Raw genomic sequence first — 21,347 nt, forward strand, 5'->3', positions numbered from 1 at the left:
GGCGTCCCGTTACCGCCGTCGGCGGGCCCGGCGGACGGTGTCGCGGCCCGGACGCCCGGGGCCGGACACCCGGCCCGGACGCCCGGGGCGGCCGATGACCCCGGGCGGACCGGGGCGGACGCGGCCGGACCCGTACCGCCGCCCGATCTCCCCGCCGCCCAACTCGCCCTGCTGGGCGTACTCGACGGCGGATCGCTCACCGTCGTCGAGTCGGCGGCCCTCCTCGAACTGCCCGTATCGGCCGTCCGGGTCCTCGCCGCCCATCTGATCGACCGGGGCCTTGTCCGGGCCAGACCGCCCATCCCCGACGCCGTCCCCCCCGCACCCGACCTGTTGGAGAGAGTCGCCGATGGCCTCCGCGCCCTCAAGCTCTAGCCACGGCTCCGCCGGCCTGCATCTGCCGGACAGCACCCGTGAGCTGGTGAAGATCCTGGTGGTCGGCCCGTTCGGAGTCGGCAAGACGACCCTGATCGACTCCGTCTCCGAGATCCGCCCCCTGCACACCGAGGAACGGCTCACCGAGGCGTCGGTCGCCGTGGACGATCTCGCGGGCGTCCGCGACAAGACGACCACGACCGTCGCCATCGACTTCGGGCGGATCTCGCTCAACGGCGGCATCGTGCTCTATCTCTTCGGCACACCGGGCCAGGAGCGGTTCCGGTCCCTGTGGGGGGATATCGCCTACGGGGCGCTCGGCGCGCTCGTCCTGATCGACACCCGCAGGATCGACGCCTCGTTCGAGGTGCTCGGACTGGTGGAGGAGAGCGGACTGCCGTACGCGGTGGCCCTCAACACCTTCCCCGACTCCCGCGGCTATACGGAGGAGCAGCTGCGCAGGTCGCTCGATCTGGAACCGGCGACGCCGATGGTGCTGTGCGACGCCCGGGACCGGCACTCGTCGATCGACGCGCTGCTCGCGCTCGTCGAGCATCTGCTCACACTCGCGCCGCCGCTGCCCGATCCCGCGGGACCCGGACCCGGCGGGTCCTGCGGGCCCGCGGCGGATCGTTCCCGCGGACCGGGATCCCCGGAAGAACCGCAGCACGAAACGTCACAGCACACCCCCGACCCCCGTATCGCCAACCCTCAGCGGACGGAGATCCAGCCCCGGTGAACTCCCCCTCGTCCCCGCCCTATTCGTCCCCGTCCTACCCCGCGCCGTCCGACGCGTTCGCCCGCCAGTCCCCCGTCCGGCTCTGGGAGGACGGCTTCGCCGCCGACCCCGGCGCCTACTACACGGCGCTGCGCGCCCAGGGCCCGATCGGCTGGGCCGAACTGGCGCCCGGTGTCCCGGCGTACGTCGTCACCGACCGCAGGGCGGCCCTCGAACTGCTGCACGACAACAAGACCTGGTCGCACGATCCGCGCCCCTGGGAGGCCACGGTCTCCGAGGACTCCCCGGTCCTCGGCATGATGCGCTGGCGGCCCAACACCCTCTTCGCCGACGGCGCCGCGCATATCCGCTACCGGCAGACGCTGCTCGACGCGTTCGGCATGGTGGAGGCCCATGATCTGCGCGAGCGGGTGCATCACGCGGTCGACGTACTCGTGTCACGGATCGGTCCCGCGGGCCGCGCCGACCTGGTGACCGATTTCGCCCGCCCGCTGATGTCCCTGATCTTCAACAACCTGTTCGGCATGCCGGACAGCGCGAGCGACCAGCTCCACGAAGCGCTCGGCAAGCTGATGGAGGGCGGCGAGCGCTCATTGGAGGGCGAGGCCGAGTACGGCCGCTACGTCCTCGACCTGATCGCCACCAAGACCGCCGTCCGCGGCGACGACCTGACCAGCTGGCTGCTCGACCACCCCCTCGGACTGAGCCCCGAAGAGGTCACCTGGCAGGTCTTCCTGTCGCTCGGCGCCGGCCACGAGCCGACCTCGAACCTGGTCTCCAACGCGCTCTCCCGGATCCTCGGCAACCCCGCCTACTACCACACCCTGACCAGCGGCTCCCGGCCCGTGATGGACGCCGTGATGGAGGTGCTGCGGTACGAGACCCCGCTCTCCAACTACGGCGTCCTCTACGCCCGCGAGTCACTGAGCTTCCACGGGGTATGGGTACGCGCGGCGGTGCCCGTCATCGTCTCGTACGGCGCGCTGGGCTACTTCGCGGAGCGGGACGGAGGAGGCGGTCACCACCCCCATGACGCGTCCCATCTGTCGTGGTCGGCGGGCGAGCACTCCTGTCCGGTGAAGCAGCACACGCTGCTGATCGCCACCGAGGCCATCGAGCGGCTGACCCAGTGGCTCCCGGATCTCGACGCCCTGCTCCCCCGGGACCGGCTGACCTGGCGCCCCGGACCCTTCCACCGCTCCCTCACGGCGCTGCCGGTCCGTTTCACCCCCCTACTCCCCGATATCGAGCAGGAACGCACCCTGCGGATCACCCGCACCCGGGTACCGGGAGCCGATCACGCCTGATCAGGCCCGATCAGACCCCCGCCCCCGCCGATTCCGCCCGGTACGCCCCCGTACCGGAGCGACCCGGTGCCGCCGGCGCCGGCCACCCACCGACGATCACCATCAGTCAGGAGTCAGCGGATGACCGCGACCGAGACCGGGCCCGTGGGCCCGGCCGAACAGCTCCCCGTCGCCATCGACCCCTTCGGCGCCGACATCGCGGCCGAGAGCGCCCGGCTGCGCGCCCTCGGACCCGTCGTCCCCGTCGAGTTGCCCGGCGGCATCCCGGCCTGGGCGCCGACGACGTACGACACCCTCCGGGCGCTCATCCTCGACCCGCAGGTCAGCAAGGACCCCAGAAAGCACTGGTCCCGGTTCGCCGATATCCCGGCGAATCCGTCCTGGAGCTGGATCCTGGGCTGGGTCGGGGTGATCAATATGCTCTCGACGTACGGGGCGGACCACACCCGGCTGCGGAAGCTGGTCGCCCCCAGCTTCACGGCCCGCCGTACCGAGGCGATGCGGCCCCGGGTGGAGGCGATCACGGAGGAGCTGCTGGACGCGCTGGAGACGGCGGCGGACGGCGGCGGGCCGGTGGATCTGCGGGGTGCCTACGCCCATCCGGTGCCGATGCGGATCATCTGCGAGCTGTTCGGCGTCCCGGACCATCTGGTGGACGGTGTACGGCGGCTGGTGGCCGGGATCATCGAGACGAGCGACACCAGCCCGGAGCACGCGGCGTCGGTCCAGCGGCAGATCGCGACGGTACTGCCCGCCCTGATCGCCTACAAGGCGGAGCACCCCGGCGACGACATGACCACCGAGCTGATCCGGGTCCACGACGAGGACGGCGACCGGCTGAGCAACGAGGAACTCGTCTACACCCTGCTGCTGGTGATCGGCGCGGGCTTCGAGACCACGGTCAATCTGATCGGGAACACGGTCGTGGGGCTGCTGCGCCACCCCGAGCAGCTCGCGGCCGTCCGGGCGGGCGAGATCGGCTGGGAGGCGGTGGTGGAAGAGGTGCTGCGGGTGTACCCGTCGATCGCCAGCCTGCCGCTGCGGTTCGCGGTCTCCGACATCGATATCGCGGGGGTCACCATCCCGGCGGGCGACGCGATCCTGACGACGTACGCGGCGTCCTCGTACGACCCCGCGCAGTACGGCGAGAACGCGGCGGAGTTCGACGCCCGGCGGGGCGCCGACGACTACCTCTCCTTCGGGGTCGGGGTGCACCGCTGCATCGGGGCGCCGCTGGCGAAGGTGGAGGCGCTGACGGCGCTGCCCCGGCTCTTCGAGCGGTTCCCGGACATGCGGCTCGCGGGGGACGCGGACGCGCTGGCGCAGGTGCCGTCGTTCATCGCGTACGGCTGGCGGGAGATCCCGGTCGTGCTGCGGTAGTCGTGCCGCGGTAGTCCTCCTCCGGATCGTCGTGGCGCGGTAGCCGTGGCGCTGGAGCCGTGCAGCGGTCGTCGCACGGCTGCCGGCCCGTGGCTTCCGGCCTATGGCTTCCGACCCATGGCGCGGTCGCTCAGACGCGCGAGCGCACAGGCGTACGAGGGCGCGCGGATCTCGGTCCGCGCGCCCTCGTCACTCTTCCGGGGCATTGAGATGGTTACGGAGAGTTGCGATCTTGGGGTGACGGGTCGCGTCCTTGGTGCCGCCGGGGGGCGGTCGCGACCTCCTCGCCCCGGACCCCTTCCCGAGGAGAACCCGTGTTCCTACCGCGCCGTGTCGCCTCCCTCCTGGGCACCGCCGTCGTCCTCGCAGGACTCACCGGACTCGCCGTCGCCCCCGGTCAGGCCGCGCCACGGGCCGTCGGGCGCGCGGTGTCGGCCGAGCCGCTGGAGTGGGTGGCGCTCGGCGATTCGTACAGCGCCGGGGTCATCGAGGCCACCGGCGACGAGTTCGAGACGCCGCGCGACGGCTGCGCCCGGACGGTGGACTCGTATCCGGAGGTGCTCCGCCGCGAGTTGGGACCGCTGTTCTCGTTGCGGAACGTGACCTGCGGCGCCGCGAGAACCGTCCATATCGCGGATGAGTCGCATACCCCGCTGGGCCGTCCGCTGCCGCCCGCCGGGGGCGACCCGGACGCTCCGTTCGCGCCCGTGCCGCCGCAGATCGAACACGTCGGCGCGGAGGCCGATCTGCTGACGGTCGGTATCGGCGGGAACAGCGCGGGATTCGGCGAGATCCTCACACGCTGTCTCGCCCTGGGCGCCCTGCACGGCAATGGGGGGACGCCCTGCAAGGACGAGTTCGGCGCGGGGATGTCCGAGCGGCTGGCGAAGGTCCGCGCCGAGTACGCCGATATGCTCGGCAAGTTGCGGGCGAAGGCGCCGTCCGCCCGGATCATCACGGTCGGCTATCCCGCGATCTTCCCGGAGGACGCCACCCGTTGTACGTTCCACGATCTGCGCGAGTTCTCCACCATCACCCACGGCGACCTGGAGTGGGCCCGTACCGAGCTGCTCGAAGCCCTCAACCGGGTGATCGAGGAGGAGACCGCCGCTCGGGGTGACACCTTCGCCGATCTGTACGAGGGCAGCCGGGGCCACAGCGTCTGCGACCGGGCCGGCGGGGAGAACTGGACGGACGGCATCCTCAGCAGCATCGTGCCGCTGAAGTTCGCCCTGGTGCACCCCAATGCCCGGGGGCAGGAGCACGCCGCGCGGGTCGTCGAGGAGGCGATCCTCGGCTGAGCGGTACCGCACATCGGCCGGCGCGGGGAGGGCGGCCTGGCGTCAGGGCCCCGGCGCCCGGCCCGTCCGGTCCGTCCGGCCCGTCGCGCGGCGGCGCAGATCGCCCTTGAGGACCTTTCCGGCGGCGTTGCGGGGCAGTTCGGCGACGAACTCCACCGCGCGCGGCACCTTGTAGTTGGCCATCTCCCGGCGCGACCAGGCGATCAGATCGTCGGCGGTGACGGTCGCGCCGGGGCGGCGGACCGCGTACGCCTTGCCGACCTCGCCGAGCCGGGGGTCGGGCACCCCGATCACCGCCACGTCCGCGATCTCCGGATGGACGCCGATGAGCTGCTCGATCTCGGCCGGATAGGCGTTGAAGCCGCCGACGATGAACATGTCCTTGATCCGGTCGGTGATCCGGAGGTTGCCCGCGTCGTCGAGTACGCCGACATCGCCGGTGCGGAGCCAGCCTTCGGGGTCGATCGCGGCGGCGGTGCCCTCGGGGTCCTCGAAGTAGCCGCTCATCACATGGTGTCCGCGGACCAGGACCTCGCCGGGTTCGCCGGGCGGGGCCAGGACCCGGACCTCGGTGCCGGGGATCGCCCGCCCCGAGGTGCGGGCGACGGTGTCGGGGGCGTCGCCGCGGCGGCACATGGTGACGAAGCCGCTGGCCTCGGAGAGTCCGTACGCGGTCAGGACGGTACCGATCCGCAGTTCGGCGCGGAGCCGTTCGACGAGTTGGAGGGGGACGACGGCGGCGCCGGTGACGACCAGCCGCAGGGCGGAGAGGTCGTGGTCGTCCCGGGCCGGATGGTCCAGCAGGGACCGGTGGAGGGTCGGCGGTCCCGGCAGGACGGAGATCCGTTCGGCGGCGATATTGGCGAGGACGGTGTCGACGCCGAAGACGGACTGGGGGACCATCGTGGCGCCGCGGGTGAGACAGGCGATCACCCCCGCCTTGTAGCCGAAGGTATGAAAGAACGGATTGACCACGAGATAGCGGTCGCCCGCGCGCAGCCCGGCCAGCTCGCTCCAGAGGTCGTAGCAGCGCAAGGTCTGAGCATGGGTGATCACGGCGCCCTTGGGGCGGCCGGTGGTGCCGGAGGTGTAGACGATGTCGGAGGGGTCGCCGGGGGCGATGGAGTCGGCCCGGACGCGGACCTCGTCGGCGCTCACGTGCGCCCCGGCGGCGAGGAACTCCCGCCAGGTGAGGTAGTCGTCGGGCGCCGCGTCGGCGAGGACGACGACCTGGCGGAGATGGGGCAGCTCGACCCCGGCGCGGCGCAGGGACGCGACATAGGAGGTGCCGAGAAAGGTGCCGGTGACGAAGAGCAGCCGGGCCCGGCTGCGGGCGAGCACATCGGCCGCCTCGGCGCCCTTGAAGCGGGTGTTCAGGGGGACGAGTACGGCGCCCGCGGTGACCGCGCCGAGCGCGGAGACGATCCAGTCGAGGGTGTTGGGGGCCCAGACGGCGACCCGGTCGCCCTTCTCGACGCCCGCGGCGATACAGGCCGCGGCGGCGCGTTCGACCCGGTCGCCCAGTTCGGCGTAGCCGATCCGGCCGCGGGCCGCGTCGACGACGGCCTCGCGGGGGCCGTGGACCCGGGCGGCGTACCGCACGAGACGGGGGATGGTGCCCCAGATCAGATCGCCGCGGCGCTCCTCACCGCCGGGACACTCCGGGCCGGGGCGCTCCGGGCCGCCGGGGTGCGCGGTATCCGCGCCGGGGCTTCCCGGGCCCTTCCCGGATCCGTCCGTACCGCTTCCGTACGCCGCCCCGGCCGACTGCTGCCCCATGCCGTCCCGCCTCCGTGATCCCGCGATCCGCGACCCGTAATACGCGACCCGTGATCGCACCCACCCCGTAGCTGACTATCCGTCAGATTAGCGGTAGCCTGACGCGCTGTCAGCAGTCGGGATCGAACGGCGGAGGTGTGCCCGTGGCCGGTCTCAAGGACGCGACGGCGATAGCCGGAATAGGCCGGACGGCCTTCGCGAAACAGCTCCCCGAATCCGAACGGACCCTCGCCTGCCGGGCGATCGTCGCCGCACTCGACGACGCCGGGATCGCCGCGTCCGAGGTGGACGCCTTCGCCTCCTACACCATGGAGGAGACCGACGAGGTCGAGATCGCCAAGGCGATCGGCGCCGGGGACGTCACCTTCTTCTCCAAAGTCGGCTACGGCGGCGGCGGTTCCTGCGCCACCCTCGCCCATCTCGCCGCCGCGATCGCCACCGGACAGGCGAGCGTCGGGGTGGCCTGGCGCTCCCGCAAACGCGGCAGCGGCCCGCGCCCCTGGAAGAACACCGCCGTCCAGCTTCCCACCCCCGGCCAGTGGACCCGCCCCTTCGGACTGCTCCGTCCCGCCGACGAGATCGGGATGCTGGCCCGCCGCTATATGCACGAGTACGGCGCCACCCGCGACCATCTCTTCAATGTCGCCCTCGCCTGCCGCAACCGGGCCAACCAGAACCCGGCGGCGATGATGTACGAACGACCCCTGACCCGTGAGATGTATATGACCTCGCGCTGGATCAGTGAGCCCCTCTGCCTCTTCGACAACTGCCTGGAGACGGACGGCGCCCTCGCCTGTGTCGTCGTCTCCGCCGAACGCGCCCGCGACTGCCGGCAGAAGCCCGTCTATCTGCACTCCGTCGCCCAGGGACTGCCCGCCCAGCACCACGGCATGGTCAACTACTGGAACGACGACCCGCTCACAGGACCCGCCTGGACGGCGGCCCGGCAGCTCTGGAAGACCGCCGACTTCGGCCCCCAGGACGTGGACGTCGCCCAGATCTACGACGCCTTCACCCCACTGATCCCCCTCTCCCTGGAGGGCTACGGCTTCTGCGGACGCGGCGAGGGCGCGGCCTTCACGGAGGGCGGCGCGCTGGAGATCGGCGGCAGGCTGCCGATCAACACCGCGGGCGGCGGGCTCTCGGAGGCGTACGTCCACGGCTTCAACCTGATCACCGAGGGAGTGCTGCAACTGCGCGGCGCCTCCACCGCCCAGGTACCCGGCGCGGCGACCTGCCTGGTCACGGCGGGCGAGGGCGTCCCCACATCGGCCGTACTGCTGAGGAGCTGACCGCCCATGACCCTTCTGTCGCCCGTCGTGGACGAGGACGGCGCGCCCTTCTGGGAGTACACGGCCCGGGGCGAACTGCGCGTCCAGACCTGCGGGTCCTGCGCCGAGCCGAGGTTCCCGCCGCGGCCGTGCTGCCCGCACTGCCAGTCCTTCGACTCCGACTGGCGCCGCGTCTCCGGGCGCGGCCGGATCTGGTCGTACGTCGTCCCCCACCCGCCGCTGCTCCCGGCCTACGCCGAACTGGCCCCGTACAACGCGGTCCTGGTCGAGCTGGCCGACGCGCCCCGGATCCGGCTCGCGGGCAATGTGGTGACCTCCGCCGACGCGCCCCTCGACTCGGTGGACCCGGCCCGGCTCCGGATCGGGGCCGCGGTCCGGGTCGCGTTCGCCCCGCCGGACGGACACGGGCTGTGCCTGCCGCGGTGGCTGCTGGAGCGGTCGTGACGGGCCCGGCGGCCGACGGGCCCGGGGTCCGGGTCGACCGGGACGGCGTGGCGGAGACCGGGGTCGCGGTCGTCGTCCTCGACCGTCCCGCGCGGCACAACGCGATCGACCTGGGGACGGCGGAGGCGCTGGCCGGTATCTGGCGCTCCTTCCGCTACGACGACACGATCCGCGCGGCCGTCCTGACCGGCGCGGGCACCCGCGCGTTCTGTACCGGGATCGACCGCTCCGCCGAGGTGCCGCAGCCGTCGTCCCCGTACAGCGTCGACGATCCGCTGCTGACGATCGGCCCCAAGGCGAACGACCTGTGGAAGCCGGTGATCGCCGCGGTGGAGGGCATGGCGTGCGGCGGGGCGTTCTACCTCATCGGCGAGTGCGAGTTCGTGATCGCGTCGCACGAGGCCACGTTCTTCGACCCGCATACGGCCTACGGCATGGTCAGCGCCTACGAGTCGGTCCTGCTGGCCCAGCGCATGCCGTACGGCGAGGTGGCCAGGCTCGCCCTGACCGGCACGGCGGAACGCGTCTCCGCGCGGCGCGCGTACGAGACGGGCCTGGTCTCCGAACTGACCGAGCCGGGCGGGGCGCGGGCGGCGGCGGTGCGGGTGGCGACGGTGATCGCCTCCCAGCCGACGGCGGCGGTCCAGGGCACGGTCCGCGCCCTGTGGTCCGCCCGGGAGCCCACACGCTCCCAGGCCCTGTCCCTCGCCCCCCACCTGGTGACCCTCGGCAACGCGACCGCGCCCGACCAATCCCGCCGCTTCGCCTCCCGCCGCGGTGACTTCCGGGTGCGGTGACGTGCCGTTGATGCCTGACGCGGAGTGCCGTCTTCCACCGTGGTGGGTTGCTCGCGCAGTTCCTCGCGCCCCCAAACCCTCCGGCTGCCCCGCCAAGGGGAGGTCAGGGGCGCGGGGAACTGCGCGACAAGCCCATGGCGGCGGGGAGTCGGCAATCCACACCGCGCCACCTACGGCGACTCACCGCACCCGGAAGTCACCCGCGGCGTCAGCGGGCGGCGGCGTACTGCCAGAACTCCTGGAGCAGGGGCGGGGCCGACGGGCCCGAGAGGGCGACCGTTGTCAGGAGGATCGAGATGGTGGCGGTCGAGGGGACCAGGTGCGCCGATGTGCCCGTGCCGCCGATCCAGCCGTAGCGGCCCGGGGTGTTCCACGGTTCGACGGGGTCCACGTCGACCGCGCCGCCGAAGCCCCAGCCCTGGCCGTCGAGGAACGCGGCACCGCCCGCGCGCTGGTCCGCCGTCAGATGGTCGGTGCGCATCAGGCTCACGGCGCCGGGGGTGAGGAGGGCGCGCCCGTCGGGGGCCCTGCCGTCGGCGAGGAGCATGCGCAGGAAGGCGTGCAGGTCGCCCGCCGTGGAGACCAGGCCGCCCGCGCCGGAGGGGAACGCGGGCTCATGGCTCCACATACCGTCCGGCGCGTCCCAGAGCAGCAGTTCCCCGGACTCCTTGCGCCGGTGGAGACCGGTGAGGCGGTCGACCCGGTCCTTCGGGACGCTGAAGGCGGTGTCGGCCATGCCGAGCGGGGCGAACAGCCGTTCCGTGAGGAACTCCGCGAAGGGGCGGCCCGCGGCCCGGGCGACCAGGACGCCCTGGATGTCGGATGTGGTGTTGTAGAGGAACCGCTCGCCGGGCTGCGCCAGCAGCGGGATCTTCGCCAGGTCGGCCAGCCACTCGTCCGGCGCCGGGACGCCGTCGGGCAGCGGCGGGGTCTGCCGCAGGCCGCCCGCGAGGGCACGGGCCGCGGGAAGGGAGAAGTCGTCGGGGTAGCCCCAACCGGCGCGGGCGGTGAGGAGGTCGCGGACGGTGATGGGCCGGTGCGCCGGTACGAGGTCGTCCACGGGCGCCTCCGGCACCCGGACGACCCGCGGCGCGGCCAACTCCGGCAGCCAGCGCTCCACCGGGTCGTCGAGCCCGAAGCGCCCCTCGTCCACGAGGAGCATCACGGCCGCCGCGGTCACGATCTTGCTGACGGACGCGATCCGGAAGACGGTGTCGGGGGCGATGTCCTCGGGGCCCCCGTCCGTCCGGCTGCCGACCGCGGCCGTCTCCACGGCGCCCGCCCCGGCCTCGTCGCCGCCGCGGGCGATCAGTCCGACGGCCCCGGTGACCTCCCCGCGCCGTACGGCCGCCGCCAGCAGGGCTTCGAGCCCGTCCTCCGTGGGTGTGCCGGTCATCGCCATCAGCCTTTCGTCCGCTCGCAGATCGTGCCGTCAGGGGGCCGTCGCCCCGGGGTCAGCGCCGTCCCGTCGCCGTCCCCTTCACCGCGTCCAGCGCGTATACGCAGCGGTCCTTGCTGCACGCGTACACCACTCCGTCGCGGACCACCGGCGAGCCGGTGATCTCGCCGCCCGTCGCCAGCTTCCACCGCAGCTGGCCGCCGGTCGCGTCCAGGGTGTACAGGACGTGGTCGGCGGAGCCGAAGTGGACCCGGCCGTCGGCGGCGACGGGCGCGCCGACGACCTCGCCGCCCGCGGCGAAGCGCCACAGCGGGGTGCCGGTGACGGCGTCGAGCGTATAGAGCGCGGAGCCGCTGCCGACGTGCACATTGCCGCCGGTGACCAGGACGGGTTCCACGGACTGGCGGGACTCGGTGGCGATCCGCCAGCGGTCCTTGCCGGTGGTGGCGTCGAGCGCGTACACCGTACCGAGGTAGTCCGCGAGATAGACCCCGCCGCCCGCGACGGCCGGGCCTGGGGCGAAGGCGGGCGGGGAGAGGAAGACCGCGGGGGACTCGAAGTGCCAGCGGACCCGGCCGGTGGCGATGTCGAGGGCGATGACACGGGTCCCGGCGGAGACGTAGACGAAGCCGTCGGCCGCCGGATGGACCCGGACGGGTACGTTTCCGCAGGACGCGGCGTCGCCGACGGGGTACGACCAGCGTTCCGCGCCGGTCCGGGACTCCAGCGCCCGCAGCCGCGCCTCCTTCCAGACGTACACGGTGTCCCCGGCGATCACCGGGCCGGCCTGCGCGGTCTCGAACTCGGACTGCGCGCCGATCAGCTCCCACAGCCGGTTGCCGGTGACCGCCTCCCAGGCCTGGACGCCGCCGCCGCGGGTGCCGGTGAGGACGGTGCCGCGGTCGGCCTGGAGGGAGTAGACCCATGACTCGGTGGAGAGCCGCCACCGTTCGCGGCCGTCGGCGGCGTCGAGGGCATAGAGGGTGGGCCCGTCGGAGGCGTGGATCCGGCCGCCGTCGAGGGCCATGGACCAGGCGACGTCCCGGGTCTTGAACTGGCGGCGCCCGGTACCCGTGTCGAGGGCGTGGATCTCGAACGAGGTGACGTACAGGAGGCCGCCGTCCACGATGGGCGTGCCCCACACGTCGTTCGACATCCGGAACCGCCAGGGCCGCCAGCGGCCCGTGCCGTCGGGGAGCAGGGACGGCGACGACGGGGTGGGCGCGGGCGGCCGGGCGGGCGCGGCCGGGGCGACGGGCGCCGGGGAGGTGCCGTTGAGGTGGTCGACCTGGGGCCGTACCACCCAGCCGGTGCCGGGCGGGGAGCCGGGCAGCGGCCCGAGGGCGTCGGCGATCCGCAGGCCGGGGCCGATGGGGGCGGCGACGCCGGGAAGCTGGACGGACGGGGTCGCGGGCGCCGGGGAAACGGCGGGCGCGGCGGCCCCGGTGCGCGGGTCGGCCGTGTGATTCCGCCGGGCCCATCCGGGGTCGCGGCGGGGCGGCCGGGAGGGCTGCGGCGGTACGGGGCGGGGCGCGCCCCGGTGCGCGGAGGCACCGACCGGATGGGCGTCGGGCGCCCCGGTGGGCGGCCTGGGCGCGGCGGCGGACGCGATGGGCGCCTGGGTACGGCCGACGCCGCGGCGCGCCTCGATCATCGCGACGGAGTGCCCCGGCAGCCACGCGGACGCCGTACCGCTGTCGTCGCCGCCGGAGGCGAAGAGATGGGGGGCGAGCTGGGCCTGGAGGTCCTCCGGTGTGGGGCGGCCCGCCGCGTCCATCCCCATGCAGGACTCGATGAGGGGCCGCAGCTCGGGCGGCAGGCCCTCCAGGTTGGGGCCCTCGCGCAGCAGCATGAACACGGTCTCGACGGGGTTGGCGCCGTGGAAGGGGGCGTGTCCGGTGGCGGCGAAGACGAGGGTGGAGCCGAGGGAGAAGACATCGCTGGCGCCGGTGACGCTGCGGGAGTCCCTGGCCTGTTCGGGCGACATGTAGGCGGGTGTGCCGACGGCGACGTTGGTCATGGTCAGCCGGGTGTTGGAGACGCCCGACGCGATGCCGAAGTCGATGACCCGGGGGCCGTCCTCGACGACGAGGACGTTGGAGGGTTTGAGGTCGCGGTGGACGAGCCCGGCGCCGTGGATGGACTGGAGTGCCTCCGCGATGCCCGCGGCGAGCCAGCGGACGGCCCGGGCGGGCAGCGGTCCGCACTCGTTGACTATCTCCTCCAGCGACGGCGCTGGCACATACGCGGTGGCCAGCCACGGCACGGCGGCCATGGGGTCGGCGTCCACGACGGCGGCGGTGTAGAAGCCGCTGACGGCCCGTGCCGCCTCCACCTCGCGGGTGAAACGGACCCGGAAGAGCTGGTCCTCGGCGAGTTCGGTCCTGACGGTCTTGATCGCCACCCGGCGGCCGGACGCCGACCGGGCGAGATAGACCAGTCCCATCCCCCCGGCACCGAGCCGGCCCAGCACCTCGAACGGACCGATCCGTCTCGGGTCGTGCTGCGTCAGCTGCTCCATCCCTGCCACCTCCCCGTACGGGCCCCGGCTCCTGCGGGCCCGTCCCTGCCGGCCCTGTGCGGCGTTCCACCGCCGAGCCCCGCGGCGATCGCGCAGAGCCGATTCTTCCTGTCGGAGGCGGCGGTGGCGAACCCGGGGGCGGATCGGGGTGTCTCACCCGGATCCGGGCACGCCGGGCAGGCCGGAACCGTAGCTTCCCGCATCCCCGTACCCCTCCCGCTCCGGCTCCTACCGCCGTTCTCGTACCCTTCCCGGCCCGTCCGCATCCCGATTGTCGGTGAGTACGACGATTCGTCCGCGCCCCGGACGGTCCAGGAGGGCCCCGGACGCCTTGGACGGCCCCGGGGGCGCCGCCCGGGGGCCGCCCTCGGCCCGGGTCCGGTGGGCGTCTTCGGAGCGGTCCGCGGAGCACAGGGCCCCACGATCCTTGACGCAGAAATGGACGAAGGAGGTGAGTCCGCCGGGGATCCCCCGAAGAAACTCGCCCACCTGGGCCTTTTCGATTCGAACGGATGATCCTTTCGGGGCCGCCGCGGGGTGCCCCGGGGCATGGCCGACGGGGGGCGCACCCCATTTGCAGTCGGCCGAATCGCGCGCCGATCACCCCTCGGTAAGCTGACGGCATGACAGGACAAGTACGCACTGTCGACGGCCGAGTGGCCGGACGACGCGGCCAGGCGACGCGGCAGAAGCTGCTGGACTGCCTCGGCGAGATGCTCAGTTCGTCGCCGTACCGGGACGTCAAGGTGATCGACGTGGCCCGGAAGGCGGGAACCTCCCCCGCGACCTTCTACCAGTACTTCCCCGATGTCGAGGGCGCCGTCCTCGAGATCGCGGAGGAGATGGCCAAGGAGGGCGCGGCCCTGACCGGACTGGTCGCCGGACGTTCCTGGGTCGGCAAGGCCGCCTGGCAGACGGCGGAGGAGCTGGTGGACGGCTTCCTCGACTTCTGGCGGCGCCACGACGCGATCCTGCGGGTCGTCGACCTGGGGGCCGCCGAGGGCGACAAGCGGTTCTACAAGATCCGTATGAAGATCCTGAACTCGGTCACCAACTCCCTCACGGAGGCGGTGAAGGAGCTTCAGGCCAAGGGCCGGGTCGACAAGGACGTCAGTCCGGCGGCGGTCTCGGGGTCCCTGGTGGCCATGCTGGCGGCGGTGGCTTCGCATCAGAAGGGCTTCACCACCTGGGGCGTGAAGCAGGCCGAGCTGCGGCCGAACCTCGCACTGCTGGTCCATCTGGGCATCACCGGCAAGAAGCCGCTGAAGTGATGCCGGTGGTCCGTAGGTGACGTACGTGCCGTCGTAGGTGACGTACGTGCCGTAACGGCACGACCTCCGCCCCACCCCCCACACCCCCGCATTCCCGTACCCCTGTGTGTCTCCCGGTGGCGCTTCCCCGCATACGCCGCCCCGGCCCCGGCGCGCTCGCCCGCGCCGGACACGCGCGCCGGAACGCGCCGTGAGCCGGAGCCCCCCCCGATGCCTCGGCTCGGATGTCTCGGCTCGGATATCTCAGCCCGCGGTGCCCGGCTTCGTACCCCAGATGTACAGGGCGTCGTCGACGTCCAGCAGGTCCCACAGCCCGGCCGCGTCCGCCAGCCGCAGATTGACGCAGCCCGCGGAGCCGCCCCCGTCGTAGAGGTTGTCGAGACGGCCGTGCAGCGCCTGTCCGCCGTCGAAGAACTGGGCGTACGGCATGGGCGCGTCGTCGTAGATGGTCGATACGTGGTCGCGGCTGCGCCAGTAGATCGCGTGCCAGCCGAGCCGGGTCTCCTCGGCGTCCCGGCCGGTGCGGATCGGCACCGGGTCGAAGACGACGCTCCGGTCCCGCTGCACCCACAGCAGTTGCCGGTCGAGGTCGACGCAGGTGACCCGGTAGGCGCGGACGGGGCAGTCGCCCTCCGCGTTGGGATTGGCGCGGGCCCTGACGGCGACCATCGTCCGGTACGTCTCCAGATCGGCGTAGCCGTCCGCCGGGTCGATGTCGTTGGCCGCCTGGAAGTTACGGATCGCCACGCAGTCCCCGGTGGACTGGGCGCCGTCCACGGGCCGCTTCAGATACTCCTCAAGGGCCCGCTGGTACGGCCCCGTACCCGCGGCGCATTCCACGGTGCGGACCCCGCCGGTCCCGGCCGTCCCGGCGCTCGCGGGGCCCGCGGCGGCGACCGGACCGGCCAGCAGGGCGGCGACGGCGATCCCCGCGACGGGGGCGATACGTCCCCGGGGCCGGGCGGCGGTCCCGGGGGTCCCTGTTCCGTCGTCGCGGGCTATGCCCGTGCGTTCGCCGTCGCGCTGCCCGGCCCGCTGCCGTATCTGCTTGCGTCGCATGCGGCACTCCGTCCTCGTGCGTCGACCCCCCTGTGTCCCCAGACCACAGTTATCAGCGGTGGTGCGTGCGCGCCCCGGGCGGTGGTCCGAAGAGGTGAAGGGCCGGCGGCGGACGGCACGTACAAGAGACACGCCGAGACACGCCGAGACACACGAAAGGAAGCGGACGGCCGGTGGTGTCCGGCCGTCCGCTTCCCCTGTCGGGTGTATCGGGTGTATCGGGTGCGAGTGGCGTACGGCGCGGACCGGTGGCCCGGCCGTACGCCACTCCGCTATGCGGTTGTCACTCCTTGCCCTTGCCGCCCTTGCCGCCCTTGCCCTTGCCGGGCTCGCCGCGCTTGTTGGCGATCTCGACGAGGACGGGCTGGTCGGCGTTCTCGGCCGTGATGGTGAAGGGGCCCTTCACCGGGTTCGCCGGCAGGACGTAGCCCTCGGGCACATCCGTCTCCAGCAGGTAGTACGTACCGAGTTCCAGCTCGTCGAAGGTGCAGACACCTTCGTTGTCCGTGGCGCAGCCCGGACCGACACGGGTGTCGGCGGGGGTGCCGTTCACCGGCCTGATCTGGAGACCGGCGACACCGTTGGTCTCCTCCCACAGTTCGAAGACGGCGCCTTCCAGGTCCTTGCCGTTCTTGGCGTCGGTCTTGTGGATCTCGATCTCGCCGGTGGGCGGGACCGGGGTCCGGGTGTTCTCGGCGGTGACCGTGACGCCCTGGGGGGCGTTCTGCTCGGTCAGGGTGACCGGGAAGACCGGGTTCGCCGGCAGGTCGTACCCGGGCGGGGCCTGGGTCTCCTGCCAGTAGTACTGACCGACCTCGACGGTCTCCGTGCACGTCCCGTTGGCGGGCGTCGTGCAAGGGGCGCCGACGGTCGTGTCGGGGTTGATGCCGATGGTCTGGAGACCGGGAATCCCGTTCGTCTCCCGCCACAGCTGGAACACCGCGCCCGCGAGCGGGGAACCGGTGACCGAGTCCGCCTTGACGACGGAGACGTCACCGCGGACGGGGGCCGTCCGGGTGTTCTCGGCCGTGACCGTGACGCCGCCCGGGATCTCGCCCTCCGTCAGGACGATCGGGAAGACCGGGTTCGCCGGCAGGTCGTAGCCCGCCGGGGCGGCCGTCTCACGCCAGTAGTACGTCCCCGGAACCACATCCCGGCTGCATCGACCGTTGGCACCCGTAGTGCACGACGGCGGAAGCAACGTGTCCGGGTTCGCCCCCGCGATCTGGAGACCGGGAACCCCGTTGGTCTCCTCCCAGAACTGGAAGACCGCGCCCGCAAGCGGGTCCCCGGTCTCCGAGTCCACCTTCACCACGGTGACCGGCGCCTCACCAGGCGGGGTCCTGACGTTGGTGGCGGTGACCGTGACACCCTGCGGCGCGTTCTGCTCGGTCAACGTGACCGGGAAGACCGGATTCAGCGGCAGGTCGTAACCCGGCGGCGCCGCCGTCTCCTGCCAGTAGTACTGACCAACCTCAACGGTCTCCGTGCACGTCCCGTTCGCAGGCGTCGTACACGGCGCACCGATAGTGGTGTCCGGGTTGATCCCGATGGTCTGGAGACCGGGAATCCCGTTCGTCTCCTCCCACAGCTGGAACACGGCACCGGCGAGCGGGTCGCCCGTGACCGAGTCCTCCTTCACCACCGAGACATCACCGGTGACCGGAGCGGTCGCGACGTTCTCGGCCGTGACCGTGACACCGCCCGGGATCTCGCCCTCCGTCAGGACGACGGGGAAGACCGGGTTGGCCGGCAGGTCATAGCCCGCCGGAGCGGCCGTCTCACGCCAGTAGTACGTCCCCGGAACCACATCCCGGCTGCACCGGCCATTGGCACCCGTCGTGCACGACGGCGGAAGCAACGTGTCCGGGTTCGCCCCCGCGATCTGGAGACCGGGAACCCCGTTCGTCTCCTCCCAGAACTGGAAGACCGCGCCCGCAAGCGGGTCGCCCGTCTCCGAGTCCACCTTCACCACGGTCACCGGCGCCTCACCCGGCGGAGTCCTGACGTTGGTCGCGGTGACCGTGACGCCCTGGGGGGCGTTCTGCTCGGTCAGCGTGACCGGGAAGACCGGATTCAGCGGCAGGTCGTACCCGGGCGGGGCCGCGGTCTCCTGCCAGTAGTACTGACCGACCTCGACCGTCTCCGTGCACGTCCCGTTCGCAGGCGTCGTGCAAGGGGCGCCGACGGTCGTGTCGGGATTGATGCCGGTCGTCTGCAAGCCCGGGATCCCGTTGGTCTCCCGCCACAGCTGGAACACGGCACCGGCGAGCGGGTCACCCGTGACCGAGTCCTCCTTCACCACCGAGACATCACCGGTGACCGGAGCGGTCGCGATGTTCTCGGCCGTGACGGTGACACCGCCCGGAATCTCGCCCTCCGTCAGGACGATCGGGAAGACCGGGTTCGCCGGCAGGTCGTAGCCCGCCGGAGCGGCCGTCTCCCGCCAGTAGTACGTCCCCGGGACCACATCCCGGCTGCACCGACCGTTGGCACCCGTCGTGCACGACGGCGGAAGCAACGTGTCGGGGTCCGCGCCCGTGGTCTGGAGACCCGGCACGCCGTTGGTCTCCTCCCACAGCTCGAACACGGCACCCGCGAGCGGGTCGCCCGTCTCCGAGTCCACCTTCACCACAGTGACGGGCGCCTCACCCGGCGGAGTCCTGACATTGGTCGCGGTGACCGTGACACCCTGGGGGGCGTTCTGCTCGGTCAGCGTGACCGGGAAGACCGGATTCAGCGGCAGGTCGTAACCCGGCGGCGCCGCCGTCTCCTGCCAGTAGTACTGACCAACCTCGACGGTCTCCGTGCACGTCCCATTGGCGGGCGTCGTACACGGCGCACCGATAGTGGTGTCCGGGTTGATCCCGATGGTCTGGAGACCGGGAATCCCGTTCGTCTCCTCCCACAGCTGGAACACGGCACCGGCGAGCGGGTCGCCCGTGACCGAGTCCTCCTTCACCACCGAGACATCACCGGTGACCGGAGCGGTCGCGGTGTTCTCGGCCGTGATGCTGACACCGTCGGCCGCGTTCTCCTCGGTCAGTACCAGCGGGCCGAAGACCGGGTCCGCCGGGAGGTCGTACCCGGGCGGGGCCGCCGTCTCCTGCCAGTAGTACTGGCCGGTCTCGACGGTCCGGACGCACTCGCCGTTCGCGCCCGTCGTGCAGGGGGCGCCGATGGTGGTGTCCGGGTTGATGCCGGTGGTCTGGAGACCGGGGATCCCGTTCGTCTCCTCCCACAGCTGGAACACCGCGCCCGCCAGCAGGGCGCCGGTCGCGGCGTCCTCCTTGACGACCGTGACATCACCCGTGATGGGGGGCTCGGGGATCGCGACGTTCTCCGCCGTCACCGACACCCCTCCGGGGATGTCGTCCTCGGTGAGGGTGAGGGTGAAGACCGGGCTGGCCGGCAGCTGGTAGCCGGGCGGCGGGGTGATCTCCCGCCAGTAGTACGTACCGGCGACCACGTCCCGGGTGCACCGGCCCTCGGTGTCGGTCGTACAGTCCGGCGGGACGAGGGTGTCGGGCGTGGCGCCGGACGTCTGGAGTCCGGCGACCCCGTTCGTCTCGTGCCAGAACTGGAAGACCGCGCCCGCGAGCGGGGCGCCGGTCTCCGAGTCCACCTTCACCACGGTCACCGGGCCCTCGCCCGGCGGAACCGGGGTGCGGGTGTTGGTGACGTCGACGTTCACGCCCTGCGCCGCGTTCTCCTCGGTGAGGGTGAGCGGGAAGACCGTGACGGCGGGCAGGTCGTACCCGGGCGGCGCGGAGACCTCACGCCAGTAGTACGTACCCGTGGGCACGATCCTGGCGCACTCGCCGACCACGTCCGTGGTGCAGTCCGGCGGGAGCTGGGTGTCCGGGTCGGCGCCCGCGGTCTGGAGACCGGCGACGCCGTTGGTCTCCTGCCACAGCTCGAAGATCGCCCCGGGCAGCGCGGCGCCGGTGTCGGAGTCGGTCTTCTCGACGGAGATCTCACCCGTGACCGGGGTCCGGCTGTTGTCCGCCGTGACGGTGACTCCGGCCGGGACGTCGTCGGCGGTCAGGATGACGGGGAAGACGGGGTTGGCCGGGAGGTCGTACCCGGGCGGGGCCGCCGTCTCCTGCCAGTAGTACGTACCGGGCTGGACGGTCGTGGAGCACTGACCGTTCGCCCCGGTGACGCACGGGGAGCCGATCTGCGAGTCGGGCGAGGCGCCGGTGGTCTGGAGACCCGCTACGCCGTTGGTCTCCTCCCACAGCTGGAAGGTCGCGCCGGCGAGCGGGGCGCCCGTCGTCGCGTCCTCCTTGACGACCGTGACCGGCGCGGTCGGGACCACGACGGAGCAGTCCGGCAGATCGCCGTTGAAGGGGTAGGCGTGGAACTCCTGGCCACCGCCGCCACCCACGACGCTGGTGTGGGTGATGTTGCCGGTGGAGAAGAAGCGGCCGTTGGTACCCGGCAGGGTGACGGTCGTGTTCGACGCCTGGTTGCCGATCAGCACGCTGCCCTGGAACTGGCCGGTGCCGCGCAGGCCGACCGTGGCGGCGTCGGGGAAGTTCCACAGCAGCCGCTCACGGATCTGGTTGAGCGGGTCCGTGTCGAAGGGGCTGCCGCTGTAGGTGTTGATCGTGCGGTTGGCGCCCAGCACGTTCACGAGGACCGTGGCGTTGGCGGGGATGTTGTTGAAGACGAGCCCCTGCTGACCGCCGGAGGTCGACTGCATGTCGAAATTGACGTTGAAGACCTGGAGCGCGGAGGTGCCGTCACCGGTGAAGGTGGTCTGGCCGCCCTCGTTGACCGCCGTACCCGTGGCCGGGCGGCTGGCGCCGTCCTCGGTCCGCGCGTAGCACTGGCTGGCGCCGGTCAGCTCGTCGCGCAGGGCCGTGTAGGGGGCCGCCGCGTTGGGGTCCTGGACGACCGTGCCGGTGATGGTGCCGGACGCGGTGCCGGCGTGGCGTACGACGCCGCCGTCGGCGAGCAGGCTCTCGCCGGCCGCCACAGTGACGTTTCCGCCCGTGGTGAGGAAGTCGGTGCCATTGTCCGGGGGCACGCGCGAGCCCACCCCGACGATGCCGATGTTGTAGATGGAGCTGGCGCCCGCGACCTTGTCCTGATCGAAGTTCCCGAGGACGACGACCTTGCCCTCGGCCTCCGCCGCCCGCTCGCGAACGTTGAAGTTGCCGCCCGCGAAGATGTTGATGTTGTTGTCGCGGCCGGCGATGGGGCCGTTGTTGATCGGGGGGTACGGGTTCGGGCACGGCGGGGTGCCGGGGATGCAGGGGCCGAGACCGCCCGGCAGCGGCGCGCGGCGCAGCTGGGCCTTGTGCGGCTTGAGGGACCGCGGCTTGGCCTTCCCGGCCTTGTTCCCGGCCTTGCTCTTCCCGGCCGCCTTGTTCTTGGCGCCGCCGCTCTTGGTGGCCTCGGCGGCCTTCGCGCCCCGGGCGCCGTCGCCCCGGTCGCTCTCCTTCTCCGTACCGGACCCGGTCGACGCGTGGACCGTCGCCTCCGGGACCGGTGCCGCGAGCGCCGACGAGGCCATACCCGGCCCCAGCGCGAGCGCGGGTGCGGACGCCGCCAGGACTGCACAGGCGACGCCCGTCGTCCAGGAGCGTTGTCGCAGTCGCGCGAGAACTGCTCTCATCACATCGACTTCTCTCGTTAGGTGCGGAATGTCCCGTTAGGGGCCTCCATCCGACAG

General features: G+C 72.3%; 13 protein-coding genes and 1 pseudogene. 9 read left to right on the forward strand and 5 right to left on the reverse strand.

What is annotated here, in order from left to right:
• From ACFXG1_RS23510 to ACFXG1_RS23530, 5 genes and pseudogenes are all read left to right on the forward strand, one after another.
• On the forward strand, window positions 1-375 hold a 375-nt coding region (locus ACFXG1_RS23510; RefSeq protein WP_384744408.1), incomplete at its 5' end, for a DUF742 domain-containing protein.
• Window positions 350-952, forward strand: a pseudogene (locus ACFXG1_RS23515) (ATP/GTP-binding protein); the annotation flags it as partial. The gene ACFXG1_RS23510 and the pseudogene ACFXG1_RS23515, both read left to right, overlap by 26 nt.
• A 158-nt stretch (window positions 953-1,110) precedes the next feature.
• Entirely contained in the window at window positions 1,111-2,421 is a 1,311-nt protein-coding gene (locus tag ACFXG1_RS23520; protein ID WP_384713975.1) for a cytochrome P450, read from the forward strand.
• Window positions 2,422-2,541: 120 nt separating this feature from the next.
• On the forward strand, window positions 2,542-3,801 hold the full coding sequence (locus ACFXG1_RS23525; RefSeq protein WP_384713972.1) for a cytochrome P450: 1,260 nt from the start codon (window positions 2,542-2,544) through the stop codon (window positions 3,799-3,801).
• A 314-nt stretch (window positions 3,802-4,115) separates the two neighbouring features.
• Window positions 4,116-5,102 carry an SGNH/GDSL hydrolase family protein gene (locus tag ACFXG1_RS23530; protein WP_384713969.1) on the forward strand — a complete coding sequence of 329 codons (987 nt, stop codon included), beginning with the start codon at window positions 4,116-4,118 and terminating at the stop codon, window positions 5,100-5,102.
• A gap of 42 nt (window positions 5,103-5,144) precedes the next feature.
• Here the strand turns inward: ACFXG1_RS23530 and ACFXG1_RS23535 are convergent, their stop codons facing one another.
• A complete protein-coding gene (locus ACFXG1_RS23535; protein ID WP_384744411.1) occupies window positions 5,145-6,881 on the reverse strand; it encodes a FadD3 family acyl-CoA ligase in 1,737 nt (578 codons plus the stop codon).
• Window positions 6,882-7,024: 143 nt separating this feature from the next.
• On the opposite strand from ACFXG1_RS23535, the gene ACFXG1_RS23540 reads away from it, so the two are divergent.
• Genes ACFXG1_RS23540 through ACFXG1_RS23550 form a run of 3 tightly spaced genes read left to right on the forward strand, consistent with a single transcriptional unit; the run spans window position 7,025 to window position 9,414 of the window.
• Entirely contained in the window at window positions 7,025-8,173 is a 1,149-nt protein-coding gene (locus ACFXG1_RS23540) for a lipid-transfer protein (protein WP_384713963.1), read from the forward strand.
• Window positions 8,174-8,179: 6 nt separating this feature from the next.
• A complete protein-coding gene (locus tag ACFXG1_RS23545) occupies window positions 8,180-8,617 on the forward strand; it encodes a Zn-ribbon domain-containing OB-fold protein (RefSeq protein ID WP_384713960.1) in 438 nt (145 codons plus the stop codon).
• Window positions 8,596-9,414, forward strand: a complete 819-nt coding sequence (locus tag ACFXG1_RS23550) for an enoyl-CoA hydratase/isomerase family protein (RefSeq protein WP_384713957.1) — start codon at window positions 8,596-8,598, stop codon at window positions 9,412-9,414. The genes ACFXG1_RS23545 and ACFXG1_RS23550 overlap by 22 nt, the downstream gene beginning before the upstream one ends.
• 208 nt (window positions 9,415-9,622) lie before the next feature.
• On the opposite strand, the gene ACFXG1_RS23555 is transcribed toward ACFXG1_RS23550, so the two are convergent.
• Together ACFXG1_RS23555 and ACFXG1_RS23560 are read right to left on the reverse strand one after the other, a co-directional pair.
• Window positions 9,623-10,810, reverse strand: coding sequence for a serine hydrolase domain-containing protein (locus tag ACFXG1_RS23555; protein WP_384719795.1), 1,188 nt, complete (start codon window positions 10,808-10,810; stop codon window positions 9,623-9,625).
• Between the two features lie 58 nt (window positions 10,811-10,868).
• Window positions 10,869-13,334 carry a serine/threonine-protein kinase gene (locus tag ACFXG1_RS23560; protein ID WP_384719797.1) on the reverse strand — a complete coding sequence of 822 codons (2,466 nt, stop codon included), beginning with the start codon at window positions 13,332-13,334 and terminating at the stop codon, window positions 10,869-10,871.
• A gap of 623 nt (window positions 13,335-13,957) precedes the next feature.
• On the opposite strand from ACFXG1_RS23560, the gene ACFXG1_RS23565 reads away from it, so the two are divergent.
• Window positions 13,958-14,605 (forward strand): TetR family transcriptional regulator, encoded by a 648-nt coding sequence (locus tag ACFXG1_RS23565; protein WP_384722991.1) that lies wholly within the window; start codon window positions 13,958-13,960, stop codon window positions 14,603-14,605.
• 243 nt (window positions 14,606-14,848) lie between these two features.
• Here the strand turns inward: ACFXG1_RS23565 and ACFXG1_RS23570 are convergent, their stop codons facing one another.
• Both ACFXG1_RS23570 and ACFXG1_RS23575 read right to left on the reverse strand, forming a co-directional pair.
• Window positions 14,849-15,664, reverse strand: a complete 816-nt coding sequence (locus ACFXG1_RS23570; protein ID WP_384722988.1) for a L,D-transpeptidase — start codon at window positions 15,662-15,664, stop codon at window positions 14,849-14,851.
• Window positions 15,665-15,947: 283 nt separating this feature from the next.
• Window positions 15,948-21,290: a SpaA isopeptide-forming pilin-related protein gene (locus ACFXG1_RS23575; RefSeq protein ID WP_384744414.1), complete on the reverse strand. Its 5,343-nt coding sequence runs from the start codon at window positions 21,288-21,290 to the stop codon at window positions 15,948-15,950.
• Window positions 21,291-21,347 lie beyond the last annotated feature (57 nt).

Origin of the sequence: Streptomyces sp. NPDC059248, assembly GCF_042753905.1 — a bacterium.
Classification (GTDB): domain Bacteria; phylum Actinomycetota; class Actinomycetes; order Streptomycetales; family Streptomycetaceae; genus Streptomyces.